The organism is Vibrio kanaloae (assembly GCF_024347535.1).
GTDB lineage: Bacteria > Pseudomonadota > Gammaproteobacteria > Enterobacterales > Vibrionaceae > Vibrio > Vibrio kanaloae.
In genome coordinates this window covers 1499601-1524665 of sequence record NZ_AP025497.1, presented here as the reverse complement: position 1 = coordinate 1524665, position 25065 = coordinate 1499601, and the positions used below count along the sequence as shown (strand labels likewise).

Here is a 25065-nt window from a genome sequence, read left to right as displayed (position 1 = left end):
TTAAACACATAAATCAACGCATACTAAAAATGCCACGCGTTGCGAGTCTGCCTTAAGCGCTTTGTTAGTTTGCTACCGTGATGAAGCCAAAGGTTTAGCGCCAAGGTGCTGAATTAGCTATGAAACTACTGGCTTTAAACCCAAAAGTAAAACGGGTAGCTCAGAATTTAAACCCAACCAACAAAATGCACTTGGCCAAGAAGACTTTCGTAGATGCCGACAGCCACAAATGCAATGTTCAATTCTCACACTTAACTTTCAAAACCAAAGAAGCAGCGCGCAAGAATATTGAGAAATGAACCTTACTAACACGACAGAATTGAATAATACGAAAGCCAATTAACCGAAAAACGGGCTACACGAGATGCCTATTTCGATGATAAATCTTTGGGAAGTAACAGGTGAATAGCTAGAGCGCAGAACAAGGCTTTTAGACCATCAACGCTTTTCTGCCCTTTGCAAACTAACGCCGCATTAAGGTGTGAGCGGCGCTTGGCTATACTTGAGCGAAGCGAAAGCGCCAAGCGTTGCGAATCACTCTTAAATGCTTTGTTATACAACAGGTTTTTGCTCTAGACTTCTTATTGTCACCTGAGAGTTGAAACCAGTAGAGTTGATAACATCCAGCATTTCATACGCATTGTCACCATGCTTAATGACAGGGACTTTAGTTTTTATTTTGCCATGGCTTGTTTCATGATCTATTTCGAAAACCCAAGCCAATACTCCGTGATCAATTTGTTCATAGCTAGATACCGTCATGGGAAGAAGGTGATTATCGTAAGCATATTGAACAACCACATTTAAACCAACCCGGATATATTCGCCATTCATGTTGCAATATAGAACCAAGCGTCTGTCGTTTTGAAACGTAAAAGAAGCCACGTCTTTTACTATTCCTTTTGCGTCATAATGTAACTCCTTGATTAAAGGAGATAGTAATTCGACTATAGACATGTTTGATACTTTGTCTGTAGACCATATTTTTTCATTTGAGTGCATGATTTGAGAGTCTAGTAATGCTAAATCAGCATTGCCCTTCTCGACGCAACAACTCAAAGCATCTATACCGGTAATACTGACGTTTTCATATGCCACATAAAAGGACAAAAAGTTCAGTGGAAGTGTATCTGGAGTTTCTTCTTTTAGGTTAACCAGAAGAACCCTATTGCCTTGAAACCTTGCTACTTCCTTTACACTTTCTGGGAATTCTTTCCGCGAAATACAAATTAAGCTGTTAGCGCCGACATCATCTAACTTCGTTAACCAATCGTTAAAGGTAGCAATATTAACTGGCGACTTACGGTCTTGAACCTCAACTATTGTTAAGTTACAACGAAATTCAGGGCTACTCTCAATGACAACGTCACATTGCCTAGTTCTTCCTGTTGGCGAATTCAACACTGGCAACAACACATTCTGACGAATAACTGAAGATGGAGAAATAGATCTTTCTATTAACTCCACTATTTTTTCAAGATCATCCCCTGGCTTCGCCATAAGATTGGTACTCCTCATTCTGAATGTTGTATAACGCCGCGTTAAGGGGTGAGCAACGCAGACCACCCAACCTGAATCATTGTGCCGTAATCACTAAAGCTGAATCAAACCCAAAATGCCGAGCGTTGGGAATCCCTCTTGAACGCTTTGTTATACCTATTTTTCACCTTTATAAACCAGCAATTCACCTTTTCCGACTGGCACTAGCGAAACACTGAGGTTTTGCTGAGAGTTTACCCATGATATAAATTCTGCAAGCTCATCTGCATGAGAAGTTGCATTGTCACATACCAGTAAGCCACCTGTCCTCAGAAGATTTAATAGATCGTCCGCTAACGATACATAGGTTTTTCTGTCAGCATCGAGGAAGATGAAATCCACACTTTCAGGCACATCAGATAGAACTTCTGTAACGTCTCCGACAAGCTGAATAATCTTCGAGCTTGTATGCGTTTGACTGAAGTTTAGTGAGGCTTCCACGATTTTCTGAGGGTTTACTTCAATGGTGTAAACCTTACCATCATTGGGAAGTGCCGATGCTAACCAAATTGTCGAATATCCGTTAGATGTGCCAATTTCCAAGATCCTGCGCGCGCCCGTTGATTTGACAAGCACAGAGAGAAACTCACCTGTGTCTTTTGTGATATTCAGGTACTTCTTTGATTTATCAGATTGAGCAAGATCATTCTTGATCCCGAACTGCTCCAAATCTTCCATGACTCTTTGAAATTTCAACATATTTTCCTCAATAGGTATAACGCCCTGTTAAGGTGTGAGCGACGCAATACCGAAGCTCCCGCATACCACCTTAAACACCAAAACCAACGCATAATAAAAATGCCACGCGTTGCGAATCACTCTTGAACAGTTTGTTATGTTTGTATTCTCAGCTTTCCATCGAAATATCAACAACTTGACCATTTTCATCAAATGAAACGCTTATTAAGTAATTTGTGACATCATTGGGCAACGTAAAATCACAGACGTCGTCTTCCACGTAAGCGACTACCAGTGCAGACAAAATGTCGTCAAAGCTTGGATTTTCTTTGCCTAAAATTTCTAGCCATACTGCTGCAGGGAGTTCATCTAAATGATGAGATACAAACAAATCGATCCCGTATTCCCCCAACTCCGTACCGCGAGAGGCTTTTATAGCTTCTAGAGCTAACTCTACTTTTTTATCCATTCCAATACTCTGCTTATATCGAGAAAAACATAACGCCCAATTAAGTAGCTGACAACGCTACCAATACACTCAAATTTACCACCTAAATCACTGAAGCTAAACCGTGCTGGAAATGCCAAGCGTTGACAGTCTGCTTAAATTGCTTGTTATGTGCATTCTTGCCAGTTGTACTCCATTTGCCTTGCCACTAAATCGGCAAACTTCTTACCGTAGTGCTTTGACACGATATGTAAACTCATGTCGATACCCGCAGAGATACCACCAGAAGTGGTTAGTTTTCCTGAAGTCACCCACCGTTGGTTACTAACAACATTCAAGTTTGGAAACTGAGTAGCTAAATCGGGAATATCTTCCCAATGGGTGGTCACTGTTAAATTATTGATTAAACCAGCTTGAGCTAAAAGAAAAACACCAGTACAAACTGATGCAACTTCGGATGTATTAGGAACTATCAAAGCTAACCAATCCATGATATTCGGTTTACACATTTCGCCAGTGTGTACCCCACCCACAACAACCAGTAAGTCTATTGGTGGATGATCCTGGAGGGAATAATCCGGCAAAACTTTAAAGCCACCACGAGCAACAACAGGCTCAGAACTTTCTGAAACTAGAAATACGTTCAAACTATCAGCACCAAGCCGCTTAGCTGTACTGAAAACTTCAAATGGACCTGAGAAATCAAGAACTTCAGCTTGATCGTAAATGTATATACCTATGTTCATTATGCCTCCATGCACATAACGCCAAGCTAAGTGGCTAACAAACCTACCACTTCACTCAATTAAAACACCTTAAACACAAAATTAAACCAAGCTAAAAATGCCCAACGTTTGTTAGTCCGTCTTAAGCGCTTTGTTAGTTTGCCACCACGATGAAACCAGAGGTTTAGCGCCAAGGTGCTGAATTAGTAGTGAAACTACTGGCTTTGAATGCAAAAGTAAAACGGGCAGCTCATAATTTAAAGCCAACTAACAAAACGCACTTGGCTAAGAAGACTTTCGTAGATGCCGACGGCCACAAATACCATCTTTCAATGTTCCCGCTTAACTTTCAAAACCAAAGAAGAAGCGCGCTAGAACATGGAAAAATGAACCTTACAAACACGGAAGAAATGAATAACACGACCGCCAATTAACCGAAAAACGGGCTACGCGAGATGCCTATTTCGATGAAAAGTCTTTGGGAAATAACAGGTGAATAGCTAGAACGCAGAACAAGGCTTTTAGACCACAAACGCTTTTCTGCCCTTTGCAAACTAACGCCGCGTTAAGTGGTGAACAACGCGACCACCAAACCTAAACCATTGTGCCGTAAACACTAAAGCTAGTTCAAACCAAAAATGCCAAGCGTTGTGAATCCGTCTTAAACGCTTTGTTATGTGCGTACCACCCAAGTACGTGTTTACCTATTTCAGACCTGTCCGGACGCTCGCCGTTTTAAGTTATACCACTGGTAAATACCAAAAAATACGCCACCGACTAGCCAAACAACCAAATGTTTCAATACGTTCAAATTTAGAAAGCCATCACCAAATTGATCGTAAATGACTCCAGTTGCAATAAACATGATTAGACTAAATGGTAAACCTGTTTCAACTATGAACCGAACAAACCCCTTCCTCTTGGCTGCTAGCCAAAATGTGTCATCTATAGTCATTACGCTTCCTTGTCCGCTGATATTAAAAATGTGTTGGATAGAATCTATTCAGACTACTCGCACTTACCTTGAACCTTGAAAGCACATAACGCTAAGCTAAGTAGTGAGCAACGTAATACGAAGCCACCGCATAACACCTTAAACACATGAATCAACGCATACTAAAAATGCCATGCGTTGCGAGTCTGCCTTAAGCGCTTTGTTAGTTTGCCACCACGATGAAACCAAAGGTTTGGCGCCAAGGTGCTGAATTGGTTATGAAACTACTGGCTTTGAACGCAAAAGTAAAACGGACAGCTCAGAATTTAAACCCAACCAACAAAACAAACTGGGCTAAGGAGACTTTCGTAGATGCCGACAACCACAAATACCCATCTTTAAATGTTCCCGCTTAACTTTCAAAACCAAAGAAGCAGCGCGCAAGAACATTGATAAATGAACCTTACTAACACGAAAGGATTGAATAACACAAAAGCCAATTAACCGAAAAACGGGCTACGCGAGATGCCTATTTCGATGAAAAGTCTTTGGGGAATAACAGGTGAATAGCTAGAGCGTAGAACAAAGCTTTTAGACCATAAATGCTTTTCTTCCCTTTGCAAACTAACGCCGCGTTAAGTAGTGAGCAACGCTACCACCTAACCTAAACCATTGCCACGTAAACACAAAACCCAACGAAGGAATGAAAAATGCCAAGCGTTGGGAATCTGTCTTAAACGCTTTGTTATACATTTATTTCCCAAATGCTACTTTAATGACGTTGTCTTGGCGAGTTTCATACCTTTGCTCTAGTTTCCATTTAGGGTTTTGTTGCCAATCAATTTCCGTTTTAATACAAAAACCTACACTACAATAAGCCATTACACCACTTGTGATGCTATTACCCATTACGCTAGTTCCAGAGGAGGAAAAGTCTATGTTAGTTTCACCAATAGCAAAGTTAATTTCCACAGCTGTAATTGGGAATTTAAAGTCAAAACTGTACGAAACACCATATTTCGATTTCAGCTGCTCTTCATTTTCAATTTCTGAGAATCGCAGATATAAATAGTCACCATTGTTGTAGCTGACTTCTAATTCCTTGCCTTGAGGAGGTGAACGCAGGTCGACTGGATTACCAATATTCTCCCAAGAGTTCTCGTCTATGATTAGCCGCTCTTCAGCTCTTAAACTAAGCATGTTAATGCTTAATCTCTGAAAGCCACTTGCATCTCGTGAAAATGACACCAAATTGTGCCCATCAATTTGAACTGGAACAGGTGTTTCGTAGTAAAGGTTACCCCCAACGATCGACAATAAATCTCGGCGCAGCCAATCAAGATTACCTTTTACTTGCTTAGAGTGAACACGATTCTTTTTAAACTCATGCAACTGCTCAGTTGTATAAGCATTACCATCTGCCTTTTTATGATGCTGAGCACATAGTGCAATCATACCTTGGGGGTCGTTGTGGGGCTTGATATGAACTGGAGGATCGAAATGATGATATTCCAAGTATGGGTTACCACAATCTCTCACGGGGCAACCAAAGCCAACTTCTTCTCTTAATATCTCTTTGACCCTTTTGGGAATGGATGTTCTTTTAGCCACCGAAACCTCCGAAATGTATAACGCCGCATTAAGGTGTGAGCGACGCTTGGCTATACTTGAGCGAAGCGAAACTGCCAAGCGTTGCGAATCACTCTTAAATGCTTTGTTATGCGTAATTTTTGACGTACTTTGTCATTGCAGTTTCCGAGACTGACAAACCGTCGATTCTATATTGATCTTTGAACTCTCCAACAACATCGAACCCTGCTTTTAGGTAGAGGTTCTTTGCTGGGAAATTCTCTGATAGTACACAAAGATCAAGCCAGTCAATTTCGGCTTTTTCTTGGCAGAAATTTATAACCGCATCAATAAGTCGTTGACCAATACCTTGCTTCCGGCAGGAAACATCTACGCCCATACCAAGTAGAACTCGATGAGAACGGCTATCATCACCGTGGTGGCGAAGATCAATGTGACCTTTGATACTTCCAGAGGTGTCTTTTACAACCCAGAGCTTTCTCCAACCTAAATCGCCAAAGTGATGGGAAAAGCCTTGGATAAACTTATCTTTTGTTGCTTCTGGAATTTCACTTTGCTCTCTGGACATTGGCTGGAAAAGAGGAACTTCTCCATTACCATTTTCAGACAGCTGATTTTCAAGATACGCAAAGAATGAATCTAAATCCGATTTTTCCGCTTCTACTACTTCCATCTAATACTCCGTAGTCCATCGATTACGCATAACGCCGCATTAAGGTGTGAGCGGCGCTTGGCTATACTTGAGCGAAGCGAAACTGCCAAGCGTTGCGAATCACTCTTAAATGCTTTGTTATGTTACATATGGTTGAGTAAAAAACCTTCGATATCTCGAATCATGTTTTCTACATCTGTTTCTGAAAACAGCTCCGGTTTTCCATGTGCGGCACTATTGCGAATATCAGCAATTGCAGTAATTCGCTTTTGTTGAAGCTTGTTATATAGCCCTTGCTTTGCTAGCTGTGAGTTCATTGTATCGAGCTTCCCATGAGGTATATTATTGTCTGAGCACAAATCCCTCAGAGCAGTTTCTAATACCACACCAGCAATTACGGCTGATGCCAATTTATACCCGCTTCTAAGAAGCTCTTCAGCTTGCTCCAACTCACTGTCAAAAACTTCAGCTTGGACAAGCTGCTTAAGTGAGTTCAAATACCCACCTTCAAAATCTTCTTTGGCTGCATCAAAAATAGCACCGAGTCTCTTCTTGATAGAGTACTCAGATTCCATAGAGTAGATTTTCTTTTCACCCGCAGTAAACGCCTGGAAATGCTGAGATTTTTCTCCACACGCAGTGACAAGCAAGTTCCTTACTTTTACTTTCCAACTAGTAAATAGTTCCGAATCAATTTTATCTGTGCTGCCTCCCATTGCGCCATTTACGCGTTGTTTAGTATGCTCAATAGTGTCCAATTGATCTTTTAGCTCATTAAACCTTTGTGCCAATTTCTTATTCATGATACTTCCTTATTCCTAGCCTGCGCTTGTGACATAACGCCCAATTAAGGGGTGAACAACGCTACCATCCACACCTAAAGCATTGTGCCATAAACACTAAATTTGAAGTAGAAGCAAAAATGCCAAGCGTTGTGAATCCCTCTTAAATTGATTGTTATGTGCTTTTTATTCCTGATAGTCGATTCTGCTACTTGCCAAACGTTCTTTACCAGCGACAGGATCATTTAAAATATTTCCGATCCATTCTAACTGCTGATCATCAATCGTAATTATGCGATACACAGCTGTAGAGTCATTTTCCCACTGAGTAGGATTCATTAGATTGTCATCCTTACAGCTTTTTAGGACATCGAGCAGTGCCATACCATGGGGATAAATTGCACTGATTTTCAGGAAATCATCTCCAGCTTCATGGATATCACGAGCCATAGTAGTAAACGCAATATGAGATGCTACTTCTGCGGGACGATAACCGCTGGCTAATTCTGCTTTAGCAACAGCAATACCATACGGAAGAATGTCATATCCCATCACAGTTAGATTATGAATTACGACATCCAAGCCTGTCTTCTTTTTCTTAAAGAAGTTGAACATAAAACCCTCCTTGCACATAACGCTAAGCTAAGTAGTGAGCAACGCAATACGAAGTCACTGCATAACACCTTAAACACATAAATCAACGCATACTAAAAATGCCACGTGTTGCGAATCTGACTTAAGCGCTTTGTTAGGCATTTTTTCCAATTAGGTACTCTGCAAACCTTTCTTTATAGCGGTACATGGGACAGCCTTGAACAGAAAGCTCTTCGACAAGACCTAAATCTTTCAAGTAATCTACCGAAGAAAATATATCAATGTGTTTATCAGTGTGGTATTCAAAGCAACGCTCACCGACGTTTAGAGTCGTTTTACTAGATTTAATTGCAAACTTTCTAATAGACGAATTTTTGGGATTGGAAAAGTCTTCTTTCATCTCAGCAATTAAGTTGGGGTACTTACTTTCAAGGGTTAACCACATTTCACGTTCAGATTTATTTTGCTCTTGCCTATGGCGAATATCAGTATATTTATTTCCAAAATAAGTACCTGAAGCACCTGTTAAAGTCCCCACCAAAAATCCAACAGCTAAAGATAGATAATCCATATTTCTCCAAATGCCTAACGCTAAGCTAAGTGGCTAACAAACGTGCCACTTCACTCAATTAAAACACCTTAAACACGCAACTAAACCGAACTAAAAATGCCAAACGTTTGTTAGTCCGTCTTAAGCGTTTTGTTAGTTTGCCACCGCGATGAAACTAAAGGTTTAGCGCCAAGGTGCTGAATTAGCTCTAAAACTAATGGCTTTGAACACAAAAGTAAAACGGACAGATCAGAATTTAAACCCAACCAACAAAACGCACTTGGCTAAGAAGACTTTCGTAGATGCCGACAGCCACAAATACCATCTTTCAATGTTCCTGCTTAACTTTCAAAACCAAAGAAGCAGCGCGCAAGAACGTTGAGAAGTGAACCTTACTAACACGAAAGAATTGAATAACACGAAAGCCAATTAACCGAAAAACGGGCTACGCGAGATGCCTATTTCGATGAAAAGTCTTTGGGAAATAACAGGTGAATAGCTAGAACGCAGAACAAGGCTTTTAGACCATAAACGTTTTTCTGCCCTTTGCAAACTAACGCCGCATTAAGGTGTGAGCGACACTTGGCTATACTTGAGCGAAGCGAAAACGCCAAGCGTTGCGAATCACTCTTAAATGCTTTGTTATGTGCGTACTAAAGACATGGGTACGAACCTAATTCCGTTGAACTCGGCTTCTTCACCTGTTGCTACGAAACCATTACGATTGTAAAAACCAACAGCATTCACCGATGAACGTAGGCTAACTTCACGAGCGTCTGTCTGATCAAGCAAATGATTCAATAAAGTACGACCTAAGCCTGAACCCTGCTGTGAATTTGCAACAAACAAATGGGTTAGATAATTTCCACCACGCAAAGCGGCAAAACCTAGAACTTCCCCACCCGATACAGCCTTAATTGATGAAAACTTCTCATCATCAAGAGTAGACGCTAGGTCAGGTAATACTCTGTCCTTATACTCTTGTTTTCCTTGTTCATTAAGCAATGGAAGTACATCCTTGGCGGAGACCTCTGAAACAAGCCTTGTTACTGCGTCTAAATCCGTTTTTAGAACCTTCTGAATTTCCATATTTCCTCCGAGCACATAACGCCGCGTTAAGTAGTGAGCAACGCCACCACCTGACCTAAACCATTGTGCCGTAAACACTAAATTCAAAGCAAACCGAAAATGCCGAGCGTTGGGAATCTGTCTTAAACGCTTTGTTATAAGGCGGACTTTTAGTTAAGCGCCTTTTCCAACCAAACCGAACTAATGTACTCACCATTTTTCTTTGCATATTCATTGAATACGCCAATTTCTCTAAAACCAAAACGTTTGTGTAAGGCAACTGAAGCATCATTAGGTAATGCGATACCTGACAACACCCTGTGGACTCCGTAACCAGAAATTGATGAGAACAACTTAGAATATAGTTTTGAACCAACACCTTTACCTTTTGCTCTTAAAGCAAGGTACACAGTAACTTCGGCTGTATCCTCAAATGCTGAAATGTCCCTATAAGGCTGGGAACATGCGAAACCTAGCAACTCCCCACTTTCGATAGCAACGAAAAGTTGATGCTTACTATTACATGAGAATTGAGAGAACCAATTTAGACGGTTTTCTTGCGTAAATGCCTGCTCTTCAAAACGAGCGTTAGTATGCTCTATGTAAAAGTTAAAGATATCGGTGATGGCTGCGACATCGCTTAGCTTCCCTACTCTGATTTCCACGTAAATTCCTTTTGTCTTCGAGCCTTATAACGCTAAGCTAAGTAGTGAGCAACGTAATACGAAGTCACTGCATAACACCTTAAACACATAAATCAACGCATACTAAAAATGCCACGCGTTGCGAGTCTGCCTTAAGCGCTTTGTTAGTTTGCCACCGCGATGAAGCCAAAGGTTTAGCGCCAAAGTGCTGAATTAGCTGTAAAACTAATGGCTTTGAACGCAAAAGTAAAACGGGCAGCTCAGAATTTAAACCCAACCAACAAAACGCACTTGGCTAAGAAGACTTTCGTAGATGCCGACAGCCACAAATACCATCTTTCAATGTTCCCGCTTAACGTTCAAAACCAAAGAAGCAGCGTGCAAGAATATTGAGAAATGAACCTTACTAACACGGAAGAATTGAATGACACGGAAGCCAATTAGCCGAAAAACTGGCTACGCGAGATGCCTATTTCGATGAAAAAGTCTTTGGGAAATAACAGGTGAATAGCTAGAACGCAGAACAAAGCTCTTAGACTATAAACGCCTCTCTGCCCTTTGCAAACTAACGCCCTGTTAAGGGGTGAGCAACGCAATACTAACGCTTCCGCATACCACCTTAATAACTAAAACCAACGCATAGTGAAAATGCCACGCGTTGTGAATCCCTCTTGAACAGTTTGTTATGTTCGTGACTCAACGAAGTGTTGATATTGCTTTTCTTGTACTGTCGCAAGATATAATGCTTTTTGGTAAATAGCATTGATAGCGCTGTGCATTCGATCGAAAACACTGTCGCTATTTGGTAAAAAAGACACAAATTTTTCAGACTTGACTAGGAAGTCCTCTATTTTGTGCTCTAAACCAGTATGGTCGATATTGTGTGCCATATGATTTCGAATATTGTTCAACTTCGCAAAACAATCCCACAATTGCATCGTCTCTTCACAGTTATCATCACAGTACGCACGACCGAGGCTGATCACTGTAGATGTTTCTTTAAACACTCCTTTGAGTGCCTTTTGATTTGGGAAGTGATTGTTTACATAGCTACGAATTTGCTGCTCAACCAATAAATGACCTTTCAGAACGAGCAGCATCAAGTCACCATCATTAGGTAATTTGTCGAAAAATTGCGTAAGGTTATCAAAATACGAATCAGTGTACGTCGACAAAAGATAATTGTAGTTATCAACTTGCTGTTGATTCCCGGACTGTTTTGCTTGCTCAAGTTCTTTAAGCCAAAATTCTCTAGTATTATCCATGTACATCTCCTAGAACATAACGCCGCGTTAAGTGGTGAGCAACGCAGACCACCCTACCTAAACCATTGTGCCGTAAACACTAAAGCTGAATCAAACTGAGAATGCCAAGCGTTGGGAATCCGTCTTAAACGCTTTGTTATGGCTCTGGACTTGAAAGGTACTCTGCGACAACCCAACCTTTAACCCCATTACCTTTAATAAACACCCAACCACCACTTGTTTGAATAACCTCAACCTTGTCCCCAGCGACCACTTGATTGACTACCTTTGAGTTAGTCGTTGGTTCAGCTCTTACACGTAAACTTTTAACTTCAACCGTACTAAACAAGGTAACTGATTCAGGAGGAGAACCAAAAAAGTTGGCAATTAATAAGAAAGCTACAATGGTTAGCAACGTTTTACCTAGCAAAGAACTACCTTTACCAGTGTTTGACGAGACTTCCTTCGGATTACCGCTACCCGTTAAATTCTGACTATATGAAAGGCCAGAACCGGGAATTCCTACCGTTGCTTTCACACCCTTTTTGCCAATATTTACCGTAGCACCTGGCTTTCCGATTGAGGTGCTAACACCACTTTTACTAACGTTAACGTGAAGCCCTGGTGCGATTTTTATACGCTTTCGAAATTTGAATCCCATAATTCCCTCTAGACAGCCAAACGTTGAATATCGTGTGAGCCATAACGCCCTGCTAAGGGGTGAGCAACGCAATACCAAAGCCGCCGCAAACCACCTTAATCACTAAAACCAACGCATAGTAAAAATGCCACGCGTTGCGAATCCCTCTTGAGCAGTTTGTTAGTTTGCAAACCCAAAGCGTTGATTTTAAGTCACTTTAAACTTTGCAAACAATAAACTTTATATGTTTTGATTCAATTAAGTCAGGCTTAGTCTCAAAGCGGCTACTCAATGAAACCACGTGGAACAAACAACGCCGCAGAAAAAGAACTCACAACACCAAAAAGCGCTTTTGGAAAACCAATCTCACAATGCGGACTTTCAACAAAGCCACTGAAACCACATGAACTTACCACACCAGAGAAAACGCCATTTCAGCGAGTAAATCGGCTTTTGTACCAACAAACTCAACGAGCGGAGTTTCAGCAAAAAACTTCGACTCAGTTAACCCCAAAGTCACCGCACCAAAGAACAAATCAACCGTTGAAACGATGCCAATTTTTGATTTTCACCACGCTAGTTAACACTAAAATTGAAAACCAATACGACAACTTAAACTTTGAGCTTTTACCACTAGATCTTGCGATATAGCTGCGTTTTTCCTCTTGCAAACTAACGCCGCGTTAAGTAGTGAGCAACGCCACCACTTAGCCTGACCATTGTGCCGTAAACACTAAAGCAGATTCAAACCGAAAGTGCCGAGCGTTGCGAATCTGCCTTAAACGCTTTGTTATGCGTATTACCCCACACGTACCAGACTGAGTTTTTCACTCGCTGCTGGAGCTTCAAAATACTGAGTCACATGATGAAATACAGCCTCTGTGTCAAACATAGCTCTGTCAGGTTGTTCTACTCGGCGCTTAGCAATTTGGGATAAACATTGCTCATCTGTTAAGTCTAAATACCAAAGCTCATGCTCACTACCTACTTCGACACACAGTGATACGAACCAAGCTCTTTGCTTAATAGTATTTGCTGGAAAATCCATGACAACGTTAACCCCAACATTCAACAAACTTTGAACATGGCTTTTAACGAAAGGCTTAATGAGATTAGAGTACTTAATGTAGTCGTCAAATGTTTGAATTTGTGAAGGATAATGAGCCGACAACCAATCGTCTTCTGAAATTAGGACTGCATTATTTTCAGCAGCCACAACCTTAGATTTAGTCGATTTGCCTGACCCCATCTTGCCACAAAAGAAGAACAGCTTTCCCTGATTTTCCATGTTTCCTCCATCTACGCATAACGCCGCGTTAAGGGGTGCCGGCACGCAATACAAAAGCTACCGCACAGCGCCATAAACACTGAACCCAACGCATACTAAAAATGCCACGCGTGCCAAATCCCTCTTGAACGCTTTGTTATACGCATGAACGTTTAAGCCAAGATTTTATGCCAAGCCCTACTTTGAAGCCATGATTTTTATGTGCTTTGATGCACTTACGTCAGGCTTAGACTTACCGCGACTTGCCACTGAAACCACTTGGAGCAAACCGCGCCGCAGAAAGCGGACCTGCAACACCAAAAAGCACTTTTTGGAAAGACAATTTCACAATGAGGACTTTCCACAAACTCACTGAAACCACGTAACCTCACCACACCAGAGAAAGCGCCCTTTCGGCGAGTAAATCGGCTTTTAGAAAGACAAACTCACAGAGCTGAGTTTCAGCAAAAAACGCCGCCTAGAATGACCCTGAAAAATCAGCACCAAAGAAGAAAACCACCGATAAACGGTAGGCCAAAACTCAGCCACGGACCGGAGAAAACGAGAATTGAAACTGGGAAATCACGACGCCCAAAGACCAGAACCCAATGCTGAAAATTGCAATTTTTGACCTGAATTTTTAGGCTTTCTTCATATAGCGTATAACGCCACGTTAAGTAGTGAGCAACGCACCACTGAACTTAACGTTACCACCTTAAACACAAAACCCAACCATTAACACTGAAAATGCCATGCGTTGGGAATCTGTCTTAAACGTTTTGTTAGAAACAATTTATGAGCACTGTGTTGAAACAATATTTTCTTCTAACAAGTCTTTTGATAGTGAGTCTAAGTAAGACTGATTAAAAGTATAATTTGATAAATGCATTAGGGATTGTCCCATAGTACCCAGTGAATAATACCTAATCGATTTACTTTCATTTTGTTCTTGTTTTAAGGACAACTGAAAGGAGCAGCCTGCATAGTTGAATGTAAAATAATTGAACTTTGTAAAGTCTAAGTTAGTAGTGACATTCACAATACCAGTTGTTGAGGAGCCTAATACCCCAAGATCTGTGTATTTTTGAATGCAATTAGAGTCAATACCATTCTGTTCAAAGAACTTTTCAACATGCTTCTCACCACGAAACAAAATTAGATTACTAGTTTCCACCATTGACAATATCAACGATATTTCATCTATTTCAGTAGAGGTGAGTTTATCTATAAAATCCATTAACCTATATGAGACCGAGTTTTCTTTCCGAACTTCACCTGCTAATATTTTCCCCCACAATTGTTGAAGATCATCATTTGTTACTCGTGAAGCATAATCGTACCAACGATTCATCCAGTCCGTATCAATTGCTCCTTCTCGACCCGTCGCTCCACCATCTTCTAAAGACGCTTGAGCATAAGCTATTGACGATATGACATTTTTTTCTTCCCGATTTCTTTTCTCAGCAACAGCTGCTAATGTGCTACTTACACTATCAGGAATATCAGGATTATTTCTTAAAAGCTCTAGATCAGAGCTGATTTCAGCTAATTTATTCTCATGCAGTAATTCTGAGATCTCAGAACTTCTTCTTTGGTTTTCCAAACGCTTTTGCTGGTACGGGTTTAAAGCACCAATAGATAATTTTTCTACGGAATCCCACAATCGAATGACTAAAGCCTCTCCCGGAAATTGCATATTTACTCCTTTTTCTAACGCCGCGTTAAGTAGTGAGCAACGCCACCACGAAACCTAACCATACCACCTTAAACACAAAACCCAACGATGGAATGAAAAATGCCATGCGTTGGGAATCTGTCTTAAACGCTTTGTTAGGTGTGAAGCGATTACCGGTGCTTATACTGAGTTGGACAGTAACCTTTAGTAATATCTGGGCTACGTAGCTTCATATGCTTTGTATTGCGACCGGATACTCGTTTACGCCATAATTTAAAACTATTTGATTTGAGCCGACTACGCATAAACCGAATAACTTCTGATTCATTCAAACCAAATTGAAGCTCTATCGCTTCAAATGGTGTGCGATCTTCCCACGCCATTTCTATAATTCTTGACTCGACTTCTGAGGTCAATTCCATATCAAACTACCTACTTCGAAATGGCAATTTTTACGTTCAAACTCGAGTTTTAGTTCAGATAACTGATAAACACCTAACAGCTATTAGACCGAATTATTCTGCATTTAAATACAGAATGATTCGGTCTAGTTTCATATACTCGAAAGCATACCACTATTAGTCAATTAATTTCAGTAGCTTAAAACTAGGTAAAGTTGAGTACGTCACAAAATGCAGAAACTTTCCATATAGTATGATTGTGCCAGTAACATCATCAAACTGTACATAATTACAGCGCTTCGATGTGCTAATCCTAAACACAAAAAAACCTGCCATCTATACAACATAAATGTCAGGCTTTATACGTTAGTTAAACTTGTGAGTGGCTAGCTTACGCCGCTTCGAATGCTAGGGCTTTCTTCTCTACCTGACGGAAGATCAACGTTAGTATGCCGTTTACTGCTAGGTAGAATACGCCAGCAATACCGAACACGGTGAGTGTGTCGTAAGTTTGGCCGTTGATACGCTGAGCGTAGCCCATCAAATCCATGATGGTGATGGTGCTTGCCAGTGACGTGCCTTTGAAAACTAGAATCACTTCGTTCGAGTAAGCTGGAACAGCGCGGCGTAGAGCGTATGGCAGTAACACTTTCAGCGTTGCGATTTTGTCCATGCCGAGAGCGCGACATGCTTCCCACTGCCCTGCTGGAATGGCGTTGAATGCACCTCTGAACAGTAGCGTGCTGTATGCCGCGGTGTTCAAAGCTAATGCTAACATTGCACAGAACCAAGGTTGGCTTAACCAAGTCCACATGAAGCTTTCACGAATCCAGTCGAACTGACCCGGGCCGTAATACACCAAGAAGATCTGAACTAATAATGGTGTGCCGGTGAACAGCGTAATGATGCCACGTGTTAACCAGTGAATCGCCGGTATTCTTAGGATTAGCGTTACCGTCATCAGCAGTGACAAGATACAACCAACCAGCAATGAAGCACCTGTGAGTTGAAGACTGGTCGCTAAGCCTTCAAGCAATTGAGAGAGGTATTGTTGATTCATGCCATTGCCCCTTTGTTACCCAAACCTTGAATAGAGAACTTACCATCAATCACTTTTACCAATCTTTGTGTGATTAAAGTGATGACCAAGTAGATTGCAGCTGCTGTCGCGTACCAAGTAAATGCTTCGTGCGTTGCAGCGGATGTTAGTTGTGCTTGTTTCAGCAAATCCGTTACGCCAATCAGCGATACTAATGCGGTGTCTTTCAGCAACACTAACCATTGGTTGGTTAACCCTGGTAGTGCGTGTCTTACCGCTTGAGGTAAAACTATACGAAAGAATGAACGTGATTGAGAGATGCCAAGCGCGCTTGCTGCTTCTCTTTGCCCTTTGCTTACTGCTTTCAAAGCACCACGGATGGTTTGTGAAGCGTAAGAAGCAAAGATAAGTGACAGTGCAACAACACCAGATAAGAACGGGCTCACTTCGATGAAGTCGCCAGTGATCATGAACAGAACTTGTGTCGAACCAAAGTAGATAAACAGTACGACCAGAATTTCTGGTAAACCACGAACAATCGTCACAAATGCAGTCATTGGCCATTTGATTGCAATACGACGAGACATCTCACCACTTGCAAACAAAACTGCTAGAACCAATCCAACCAATAGGCTTACGAATGCAAGCTGAACAGTCATCCAGCTTGCTTCGACGAGCCCTAAAGAGTAACCCGTTAATTCCATAAATTACTTACCGAAGTACTTGTTGAAGATCTTGTCGTATTCGCCGTTCGCTTTCACTGCAGCAAGTGCAACGTTAAGCTGGTCTACAAGTTCTTGGTTGCTCTTGTTTATTGCGATACCGAAGCCGTTACCGAAGTACTCTTGGTTTGTTACTTGGTCGCCAACGTAAGTTAGATTGTCTTCTTTCTTGAACCATTCTGCTACAACGGCTGTGTCACCGAATACAGAGTCGATACGACCGTTCTTCATGTCGATGAATGCATCTTGGTAGCTTGAGTAAGGTACCGCTGTTACGCCAGTCATTTGCTCAAGTAGGAAGCTCTGGTGAGTCGAACCGTTTTGAACACCAACACGCTTACCTCCTAGTGCTGCTTGGTCTGCTATTTTGCCTTCGAAAGAGATGAATGCTGCAGAGTTATCGTAGTAAGTGTTAGAGAAGTTCACTTGTTTAAGACGCGCTTCTGTGATGTCCATTGCCGAGATAGCCGCATCGTAACGTTTGAATTTAAGTGCAGGGATCAAGCTATCGAATGCTTGGTTGTGGAAAGTACACGTTGCTTTCAGCTCTTCACAAAGTGCGTTTGCTAAGTCTACGTCAAAACCTTGAATTTGGTTGTTCTCATCCATGTACTCGAATGGTGCGTAAGTTGCTTCCATTGCGAATTTGATTTCTTCTTGCGCCGCTGCGTTGAAAGAAGCAAGGCCGATAAGTGAAGCTAGTAGAATCTTTTTCATTTTGTTACTCCGAATACTGTGTAATAGAGGCCTGTGGCCATTCTTATAATTTGATTGTTTTAATTGATGTTGTGTTTAGCTAAATCTAATGAGCCAACTTTCTTTTAATACGTGACTTACTTAATGAGTCAAATATTCAGCAAACTCAGGTGTCTGCGGATTAACGAATGAATCACTGGTGCCGTGTTCAACGATGTACCCTTTCTCTAGATACAGAACGTGGCTAGCAATCTTCTTCGCGAAATCGACTTCGTGCGTCACGACCACTTGGGTAATGCCTGTTCCGCTCAATTCTTTAATAATGCTCACGACTTGGTTGGTGATCTCAGGATCAAGCGCCGCTGTTGGTTCATCAAACAACAACACATCCGGTTTCATCATCAGCGCACGTGCAATCGCAACACGCTGTTGTTGACCGCCAGACAGTTGAAGTGGCCAAGCGTCTGCTTTGTCAGCAAGTTGAAGTGTCTTTAATACTTCTTGCGCTTGCTTAATCGCTTCTTGCTTATCCCCCCCCCCAACTTTGGTTGGTGCTTCAATCAAGTTTTCCATCACCGTCATGTGTGGCCATAAGTTGTATTGCTGGAACACCATGCCGACTTTACGACGAAGTTTAAGCCCCTGCTTCTCTTGGATTTGGCTTGAAAAATCGAATTGCTCGTTCGCAATGTCTAATTCGCCGTTGTCCGCGATTTCAAGCAGGTTCAATACACGCAGTAATGAACTCTTGCCCGCGCCGCTTGGGCCAAGCAATACCAAGGTTTCGCCACTCTCACAGTCGAAACTGATGTCATGAAGAACTTGGGTATCACCGTATGATTTGTTGATGCTCTTTACTTGAATACTCATGCCACAATACTGCATTGATTGTCATTTACTGGTTATTCTATTCAATCCGAGGTTTTATGCAAGAAAAATGTATAAAAAACTACTTTGTTGAATTTTTGTAACAAATATTGCGTAAAAAACAGTCGCTATAACTGGTCTTACAACTAAAAGTTGCAAGCCATTGATAAAGTTAATATCGAGATAAATAGCAAACGTTTTACTGTCAATTTATAAATCATCACTCGATTGCTAACTTATGAGCGCACTCTCCTATTAACGCTAATTTACTTGCATAAAAATTAGGGTTAAACACCCATCTTTCCTATCACACTGGCTGGATCAAAATGCTTAGTTTTCCTTTAAGGTCGTTTTGAATTATTCACTTAGTGGTGAGGAAATATTGGAAATTGAGTTTCCTGGGGAGCGTCACAGCGCAATAAATGCTTTAATGGGTTCTATTCTCAACAACAATGACTTTCCAGCGAACAACGCGCAGTACAGGCAATAAGTCATAAACCATAAGCAATTAGTCATAAGCAACAAGCCATCTATTTTTAAAGCGACAACACATTAAGGCAGTCATATGCAAAACGATGTCTCTTCTACGCTCGACTCAAACCAGCGACAGACTCAAAAGAATCCCGATGCCAAACCTGAGAAAAAAAGCCTCAGTATTTTGTTTGAGCTGAGTAAATTCATTCAGCCTTATAAAGGTCGTGTTATTGCTGCGTTGATCGCGTTGGTCTTCACGGCGAGCTTAACCCTTTCAGTCGGACACGGTATTCGTCTTCTCATCGACCAAGGTTTTAGCCAACAATCACTCTCAGATTTAGGCAGCGCAATCCAGTTCATCATGGTCGTGGTCGTGTTGATCTCGATTGGTACTTTCTTCCGCTTCTATTTGGTTTCTTCTGTTGGGGAACGCGTGAGTGCAGACATTCGCTTATCGGTTTTCAATCATGTCGTGACACTGCATCCGAGTTACTTCGAGACCAATGGCAGTGGCGACATCATGTCGCGCATCACAACGGACACCACTCTGCTTCAAAGCATCATAGGTTCGTCGTTCTCTATGGCGATGCGCAGCGCGTTGATGTGTATTGGTGCGATCATCATGCTGTTTGCGACCAATATTAAGCTGACGTTGATTGTATTGGCCTCGGTGCCATTTATCTTGATTCCGATTCTTGTGTACGGGCGTCGTGTGAGAGCCTTGTCTCGTCAAAGCCAAGATTCGATGTCTGATGTCGGTTCTTACGCAGGTGAAGCGATTGAGCACATTAAAACCGTGCAAAGCTACAGCCGAGAAGAACAAGAGAAAGCGTCATTCGAGGTAGAAGTGGAAAAGGCTTATGAGATTGGTCGTCAGCGTGTAAAACAGCGCGCGATTCTTATCTCTGGTGTTATCGTGATTGTATTCAGTGCTATCGCAGGCATGCTTTGGGTTGGTGGCAGTGATGTTATCAACGGCACCATGTCGGCGGGCGATCTAGCCGCGTTTGTGTTCTACGCAATCATGGTTGCTTCATCATTAGGTACGATTTCAGAAGTGATGGGCGAACTGCAACGGGCGGCAGGTGCGACCGAGCGCTTAATCGAGATCCTACAAGTTGAAAGCCATATTGTTGCGCCAGTTGCGAATCCAACTTCGCTTGCTAACGTAACGCCAGAAGTCGCATTTGATGATGTGACTTTCTGTTACCCATCAAGACCGGACCAACCCGCAACAAGCAACCTCACGCTCACTGCCCATGAAGGCAAAGTGTTGGCATTGGTTGGCCCGTCTGGCGCGGGTAAAACTACCCTGTTCGAACTGCTGCAACGTTTTTACGACCCACAAGTGGGTAAAGTCACCTTAGGCGGTATTGAACTGAATCAGTTTGATCCTAACGAGCTAAGAAAGCAGATGGCATTGGTGCCGCAGCAACCTGCTCTGTTCAGCAACGATGTGTTCCATAATATTCGCTACGGCAACCCGCAGGCAACAGACGAGCAAGTTATCGAAGCAGCGAAGAAAGCGCACGCACACGAGTTCATTCAAAACCTGCCTTATGGCTACAATAGCTTTCTTGGTGAACGCGGTGTAAGGCTTTCTGGCGGACAGAGACAACGTATTGCCATCGCACGTGCCATCTTGAAAGATCCGAATATTCTATTGTTGGACGAAGCAACCAGCGCGCTAGACAGTGAAAGTGAGCATCACGTACAACAAGCGTTAGAAGAGTTGATGCGTGGCAGAACGACGATCATTATCGCTCATCGATTATCAACAATTAAACACGCCGACCAGATTGCAGTGCTCGATAAAGGACAGCTAGTAGACATCGGCGACCACCAGTCTCTCATCAATAGCTGCGAATTGTACCAACGCTTGGTTGAGCTGCAATTCAAACACCTTAGTGCGTAATCATTAAGTGGATGTGCAACTAAGTCACTGACATTGTGTGGTTTCAAGCTTCAAAAACTTGAATCACACATGTTGCGGTTTTGTTAATTTGGCGGTAGGATTTTTATTCCAATAACAACTTATCCCGCTGAAGAATAAGCAGATAACGTTAATTACCCAGATAACATTAATTACACAGATAACAATAAGAGGGTTCGCATGGAAGAATTATTGTCTGACTACCCGGTAGTAACAGAAATACCTGTCGCTTGGGGAGAAATGGATGCACTTAATCACGTTAACAACGCGGTGTATTTTCGCTATTTCGAAACCGCTCGCTTAGATTTTTTCAAGCACGTTGAGTTGATGGAAGAGATGGCGATTACCAAAGTTGGCCCTGTTCTTGGTGACACTTACTGTAAGTATTTCCGCCCAGTCACGTATCCGGATACCTTGATGGTTGGCTCACGTGTTACCGACATTCAAGATGATCGGTTCACTATGGAATACACCATTGTCAGTAAGGCTCAGCAGAAAGTGACGACCGTTGGTACTGCGACTATCGTGATGTTTGATTTTGCTTCGAACCAAAAAGCCCTGCTCTCGCTGCGCTTGACCAATGAAATCGAAAAGATGAACACGTTGAAAAGCCCATGCTTCAAACAAGAAGCGGTGACGGAATAACGTATTCGCTGATTGAGAAAGACTCAGAAAGTTTCAGACATTAAAAAGGCCACTCGATTGAGTGGCCTTTTGTTTATTGGTTCAGAGTGCTTATAAGCAGTTACGCGTTTAAGCGTTATAAACCTTGAACGTATTGAGCATTAGTTCGAACTTCAACCATCTGCTCTAGGTTCTGTTGTGAACCTTCAACGCCGTTCAGTAGCGCTTCGAAATGCTTAATAAGCTCGACTTTGTCTTTCACTTCTTTAGAACCTGCACCGATGTTGGTTAGGTCAATGAAGAACTCGTCGAACAGACCAGAGAAATCAGTCACTGCGTCATGGTTCAAGAACTGCTCGTGGTTGTAAATGCTTGGGTAGCCACCCTTCTGTTTATCAACCGCGAAAGAGATGCCTTTCACGTTGGTAATCGTGGTTGCTTTCTCACACTTCAACATACAACCCGCTTCAATGCTTGGCTTGTTACAACCCACCGTTCTTTGGAAGAAACACTGACGGCTGGTCATCATCAAGATTGGGTGGTAAATGCTGTAGAACAGTTTGAAGTTCTCTGGGCGGCGAATATGACGAATCTGACCTTTGTTAATCTCGTTCGAAATGAATGCGCCGGCACAGTTCAGCTCTTCTCTCAGAGTAACCAGTGCGTGAGAGTTGGTTGTGTTCATAAACGGGCCTGCAACCCACTCAATGCCCATCTCATAAGCTTTGTAAGCAATACCCGTGTTGTTGGTTACGATGCGAGCTGGCTTAATCTCTTCAAGAATACGAACCGCTTCGTCGTAATCTTTACCGATCAATACCGCTGGGAACCAAGGAATCAAACGTGGGTTTGATGCCAAGATATCGATGTACTTGTTACAACGCTTCTTGAAGCTTTCTGGAAGTTTGAAGTAAACATCCGCGTCAGTCACGTCACACAGGTGTAAGTCTTCTACATCGGCGATAAGCATCGACATCGTCGGCTTCTCGTTCACTTTAGGGTGTTGAGGCAGTGCTGGCACTTCAACGTGCTTAATCACTTCCACAGAGCCGTTCAGAATGAAGTCGATCTCATCTTTCAGGTCTGAAACTTCTTTTAAAGGAATCAACAAACCTGCATCCACTTCACTGAAATTGTGGCTTTCTAGTGTGTGAACTGCACTCTTCACGTTTTTGAATCGCTTCTCAAGTAGCTCTTGAGTGATCGCCTTCTCTTCAACCGCTTTCAATAGCGATTTAGATTGAAGGGTAAAGTTCTCTTTTGGCGTGTTCACAGTCACCGTAAATGGTTGACCCACTTTTGCACTGAACGACAGGGCTACTGGTGTCTTACGAATATCAAGGAACTCGATCTTGTCACGCATTTCGTTACCAAGAACGTCTTTCGCCTGGTGAAGTTCGTTGGTCACTTCTTGAATTTGTACGACTGAGATTTCGTTGTTCTGCTCCGTCGCTTTCTCAACAGCGTAGTTCATACTGTTGTCGCGCGGGTTATCGATGAACATGTCTTTTGTTAGGTTGCCCTTTAGGAAAGAGTTGGTGAAATCACGGTTGAATACTTTGTGCAGGTTCGAATCGTCTTCGATCAACAAACCACTTTCTACAAAGCTATCAATCTGTTTACGCCATGTGTCTACCACAGTGTAAACGTAGTGTGCGCCTTTAATACGGCCTTCTACTTTCAGTGAGTCGACTTTCGCGTCAACCAATTCAGGTAGGTCGTAGTAAGCTGAGTTATCTTTCAGGTTGAGTGGGAACTTGTTGCCCGCGTTGGTGATTTCGTATTCATCACGACACGCTTGGCTACAACGACCACGGTTACCTGAGTTACCCACACTTACTGAGCTTGAGTAACATTGACCAGAGAATGCGATACACAGAGCGCCGTGTACGAACACTTCGGTTAGTACGTCGTGATCGTGTGCCACTTCCGTCAGCATCTTGATTTCAGGCAGGTTCAACTCACGAGACAAGTTAACGCGTGTCGCGCCAATCTTAGACAAGAACTTAATCTGGCCTTCGTTGTGCGTAGTTAACTGAGTCGACGCGTGAACGTCTAATGATGGGAAATGCTTCTTAACCAGGTTGAATAAACCCAAGTCTTGAACAATGATGCCGTCCACTTTGGTGTTCACAAGCTGGTTCAGCAGTTTGGTGATGCTCTTAGTCTCATGCTCCAGTAGCACAACGTTAAGAGTCAGGAACACTTCACAGCCGTATTCATGAGCAAGGCGAATCACACCATTCAATTCGTCTAACGATAGGTTAGAAGCTCTGTTACGAGCGTTGAATGTGTCTAAACCACAATAAACTGCATTAGCACCCGCTACGATGGCGGCTTTTATCGCTTCTACATCGCCACCTGGGGCTAATAACTCAATTTTTCTGCTCATTTTTGAAGTCGCTCACTTACTTATAATTTTTAAGCCGCGTATTCTACCCACATCACGATCTCTTTACCACCGTACAACACTTTTCAAACTAAATGACCTCAATAATGCCGAACGAATCCGATCTACCTATCCTTTATTCTTTGCGTCGTTGCCCTTATGCAATGCGCGGACGAATGGGCATCGCACTATCACAGCAAAAAGTGTTACTTCGAGAAATCGTTACCAAAGACAAGCCTAGCGAACTATTGGCCAGTTCGCCAAAAGGAACAGTGCCTGTATTGGTGTTACGCAATGGTCAAGTCATTGAACAGAGCTTAGATGTGATGAACTGGGCACTTCAACAAAACGATCCTCAAGATCTTCTACGTTCAAGCAATCCAGCGCTTAGCGAACAAGTTCAACAGCTCATTAAAACCAGCGATGAAGAATTTATTGGTCACTTAGAAAAGTATCGTGCATCGGTTCGTTACCGAAACATCGATGTTGAACAACGCCGACAAGCCTGCGAAACCTTCATTAGTCAGTTAGAAGCGCGACTCACCGATCAGCCCTACTTTTTTGGAGAAACCCCAAGCTTGGCCGATTTTGCTGTGATGCCTTTTGTCAGTCAGTTTGTGCGAGTCGAAAAGAAGTGGTTTGTGAAATCGGAATACCAAAACGTAGGACGTTGGTTAAGATCGCATCTCGAAAGTAAGCTCTACACCCAAGTCATGAAGCAATACCCTTTGTGGAATGAAACCAAGCAAGATTGTCTTTTTGGATGACTTAAGAGAATTTTGGGTGACTTAAGTGTATCTGGGGTGATCTTGGGGAACTCTGGAATAGATAATTCCTAGGTATTAAAGTAGTTACGTGACACTGTATCTTCTTTGTAATGAACAGATATT

The 25065-nt window shown here is 42.3% G+C and carries 27 protein-coding genes; 5 read left to right on the top strand and 22 right to left on the bottom strand.

Going from position 1 to position 25065, the window contains the following annotated elements; translation table 11 throughout:
• Positions 1-119: 119 nt before the first annotated feature.
• The gene (locus OCV24_RS07185) at positions 120-299 is read left to right on the top strand and encodes a hypothetical protein (RefSeq protein ID WP_150878582.1); all 180 of its coding nucleotides are present in this window, start codon (positions 120-122) and stop codon (positions 297-299) included.
• 253 nt (positions 300-552) lie between these two features.
• Here OCV24_RS07185 and OCV24_RS07180 read toward each other — a convergent pair whose 3' ends face one another.
• The 4 genes from OCV24_RS07180 to OCV24_RS07160 all read right to left on the bottom strand — a co-directional run bounded on the left by OCV24_RS07180 (position 553) and on the right by OCV24_RS07160 (position 3411).
• A complete protein-coding gene (locus tag OCV24_RS07180) occupies positions 553-1500 on the bottom strand; it encodes a hypothetical protein (RefSeq protein WP_150878580.1) in 948 nt (315 codons plus the stop codon).
• A 156-nt stretch (positions 1501-1656) separates the two neighbouring features.
• Positions 1657-2238 (bottom strand): O-methyltransferase, encoded by a 582-nt coding sequence (locus tag OCV24_RS07175; RefSeq protein ID WP_233895071.1) that lies wholly within the window; start codon positions 2236-2238, stop codon positions 1657-1659.
• Positions 2239-2386: 148 nt separating this feature from the next.
• The gene (locus OCV24_RS07165; protein ID WP_150878576.1) at positions 2387-2686 is read right to left on the bottom strand and encodes a DUF2004 domain-containing protein; all 300 of its coding nucleotides are present in this window, start codon (positions 2684-2686) and stop codon (positions 2387-2389) included.
• 146 nt (positions 2687-2832) lie between these two features.
• Positions 2833-3411, bottom strand: coding sequence for a DJ-1/PfpI family protein (locus OCV24_RS07160; protein ID WP_102250476.1), 579 nt, complete (start codon positions 3409-3411; stop codon positions 2833-2835).
• Between the two features lie 188 nt (positions 3412-3599).
• On the opposite strand from OCV24_RS07160, the gene OCV24_RS07155 reads away from it, so the two are divergent.
• Positions 3600-3824: a hypothetical protein gene (locus tag OCV24_RS07155; protein ID WP_244291733.1), complete on the top strand. Its 225-nt coding sequence runs from the start codon at positions 3600-3602 to the stop codon at positions 3822-3824.
• Between the two features lie 275 nt (positions 3825-4099).
• On the opposite strand, the gene OCV24_RS07150 is transcribed toward OCV24_RS07155, so the two are convergent.
• The 17 genes from OCV24_RS07150 to artP all read right to left on the bottom strand — a co-directional run bounded on the left by OCV24_RS07150 (position 4100) and on the right by artP (position 18758).
• The gene (locus OCV24_RS07150) at positions 4100-4345 is read right to left on the bottom strand and encodes a hypothetical protein (protein WP_046224150.1); all 246 of its coding nucleotides are present in this window, start codon (positions 4343-4345) and stop codon (positions 4100-4102) included.
• A 732-nt stretch (positions 4346-5077) separates the two neighbouring features.
• Positions 5078-5935: an HNH endonuclease gene (locus OCV24_RS07145; RefSeq protein WP_150878572.1), complete on the bottom strand. Its 858-nt coding sequence runs from the start codon at positions 5933-5935 to the stop codon at positions 5078-5080.
• Positions 5936-6041: 106 nt separating this feature from the next.
• Entirely contained in the window at positions 6042-6587 is a 546-nt protein-coding gene (locus OCV24_RS07140) for a GNAT family N-acetyltransferase (RefSeq protein WP_150878570.1), read from the bottom strand.
• 122 nt (positions 6588-6709) lie between these two features.
• The gene (locus tag OCV24_RS07135) at positions 6710-7369 is read right to left on the bottom strand and encodes a DUF4145 domain-containing protein (RefSeq protein ID WP_150878568.1); all 660 of its coding nucleotides are present in this window, start codon (positions 7367-7369) and stop codon (positions 6710-6712) included.
• Between the two features lie 165 nt (positions 7370-7534).
• On the bottom strand, positions 7535-7963 hold the full coding sequence (locus tag OCV24_RS07130) for a hypothetical protein (protein WP_150878566.1): 429 nt from the start codon (positions 7961-7963) through the stop codon (positions 7535-7537).
• 133 nt (positions 7964-8096) lie between these two features.
• The gene (locus OCV24_RS07125; RefSeq protein WP_017058487.1) at positions 8097-8513 is read right to left on the bottom strand and encodes a hypothetical protein; all 417 of its coding nucleotides are present in this window, start codon (positions 8511-8513) and stop codon (positions 8097-8099) included.
• 621 nt (positions 8514-9134) lie between these two features.
• Positions 9135-9581, bottom strand: a complete 447-nt coding sequence (locus tag OCV24_RS07120; RefSeq protein WP_150878564.1) for a GNAT family N-acetyltransferase — start codon at positions 9579-9581, stop codon at positions 9135-9137.
• Between the two features lie 149 nt (positions 9582-9730).
• The gene (locus OCV24_RS07115; protein WP_137009262.1) at positions 9731-10225 is read right to left on the bottom strand and encodes a GNAT family N-acetyltransferase; all 495 of its coding nucleotides are present in this window, start codon (positions 10223-10225) and stop codon (positions 9731-9733) included.
• A gap of 662 nt (positions 10226-10887) precedes the next feature.
• Positions 10888-11469, bottom strand: coding sequence for a hypothetical protein (locus OCV24_RS07105; protein WP_150878562.1), 582 nt, complete (start codon positions 11467-11469; stop codon positions 10888-10890).
• A gap of 136 nt (positions 11470-11605) precedes the next feature.
• A complete protein-coding gene (locus OCV24_RS07100; protein WP_077681811.1) occupies positions 11606-12109 on the bottom strand; it encodes a DUF4236 domain-containing protein in 504 nt (167 codons plus the stop codon).
• Positions 12110-12887: 778 nt separating this feature from the next.
• Positions 12888-13376, bottom strand: coding sequence for an AAA family ATPase (locus tag OCV24_RS07090; RefSeq protein WP_150878560.1), 489 nt, complete (start codon positions 13374-13376; stop codon positions 12888-12890).
• 772 nt (positions 13377-14148) lie between these two features.
• Positions 14149-15051 carry a DUF2806 domain-containing protein gene (locus tag OCV24_RS07085; protein ID WP_150878558.1) on the bottom strand — a complete coding sequence of 301 codons (903 nt, stop codon included), beginning with the start codon at positions 15049-15051 and terminating at the stop codon, positions 14149-14151.
• A gap of 149 nt (positions 15052-15200) precedes the next feature.
• Positions 15201-15452 (bottom strand): TIGR03643 family protein, encoded by a 252-nt coding sequence (locus tag OCV24_RS07080; protein WP_150878556.1) that lies wholly within the window; start codon positions 15450-15452, stop codon positions 15201-15203.
• A gap of 370 nt (positions 15453-15822) precedes the next feature.
• Positions 15823-16491 (bottom strand): arginine ABC transporter permease ArtM, encoded by a 669-nt coding sequence (gene artM, locus OCV24_RS07075; RefSeq protein WP_150878554.1) that lies wholly within the window; start codon positions 16489-16491, stop codon positions 15823-15825.
• Complete coding sequence (artQ, locus tag OCV24_RS07070; protein ID WP_150878552.1) at positions 16488-17174, bottom strand: arginine ABC transporter permease ArtQ; 687 nt, start codon at positions 17172-17174, stop codon at positions 16488-16490. The genes artM and artQ overlap by 4 nt, the downstream gene beginning before the upstream one ends.
• A 3-nt stretch (positions 17175-17177) precedes the next feature.
• Positions 17178-17909, bottom strand: coding sequence for a lysine/arginine/ornithine ABC transporter substrate-binding protein (locus tag OCV24_RS07065; RefSeq protein ID WP_137026561.1), 732 nt, complete (start codon positions 17907-17909; stop codon positions 17178-17180).
• 120 nt (positions 17910-18029) lie between these two features.
• On the bottom strand, positions 18030-18758 hold the full coding sequence (gene artP, locus OCV24_RS07060; protein ID WP_150878550.1) for an arginine ABC transporter ATP-binding protein ArtP: 729 nt from the start codon (positions 18756-18758) through the stop codon (positions 18030-18032).
• Positions 18759-19320: 562 nt separating this feature from the next.
• On the opposite strand from artP, the gene OCV24_RS07055 reads away from it, so the two are divergent.
• Together OCV24_RS07055 and OCV24_RS07050 are read left to right on the top strand one after the other, a co-directional pair.
• Positions 19321-21144: an ABC transporter ATP-binding protein/permease gene (locus tag OCV24_RS07055; protein WP_150878548.1), complete on the top strand. Its 1824-nt coding sequence runs from the start codon at positions 19321-19323 to the stop codon at positions 21142-21144.
• Positions 21145-21342: 198 nt separating this feature from the next.
• Positions 21343-21807 (top strand): acyl-CoA thioesterase, encoded by a 465-nt coding sequence (locus tag OCV24_RS07050; protein WP_017057333.1) that lies wholly within the window; start codon positions 21343-21345, stop codon positions 21805-21807.
• A 115-nt stretch (positions 21808-21922) separates the two neighbouring features.
• Here the strand turns inward: OCV24_RS07050 and OCV24_RS07045 are convergent, their stop codons facing one another.
• Positions 21923-24178, bottom strand: coding sequence for a peptidase U32 family protein (locus OCV24_RS07045; protein WP_017057334.1), 2256 nt, complete (start codon positions 24176-24178; stop codon positions 21923-21925).
• Between the two features lie 104 nt (positions 24179-24282).
• Between OCV24_RS07045 and OCV24_RS07040 the strand changes: the two genes are divergently transcribed.
• On the top strand, positions 24283-24942 hold the full coding sequence (locus OCV24_RS07040; RefSeq protein ID WP_150878546.1) for a glutathione S-transferase: 660 nt from the start codon (positions 24283-24285) through the stop codon (positions 24940-24942).
• Positions 24943-25065: the final 123 nt, after the last annotated feature.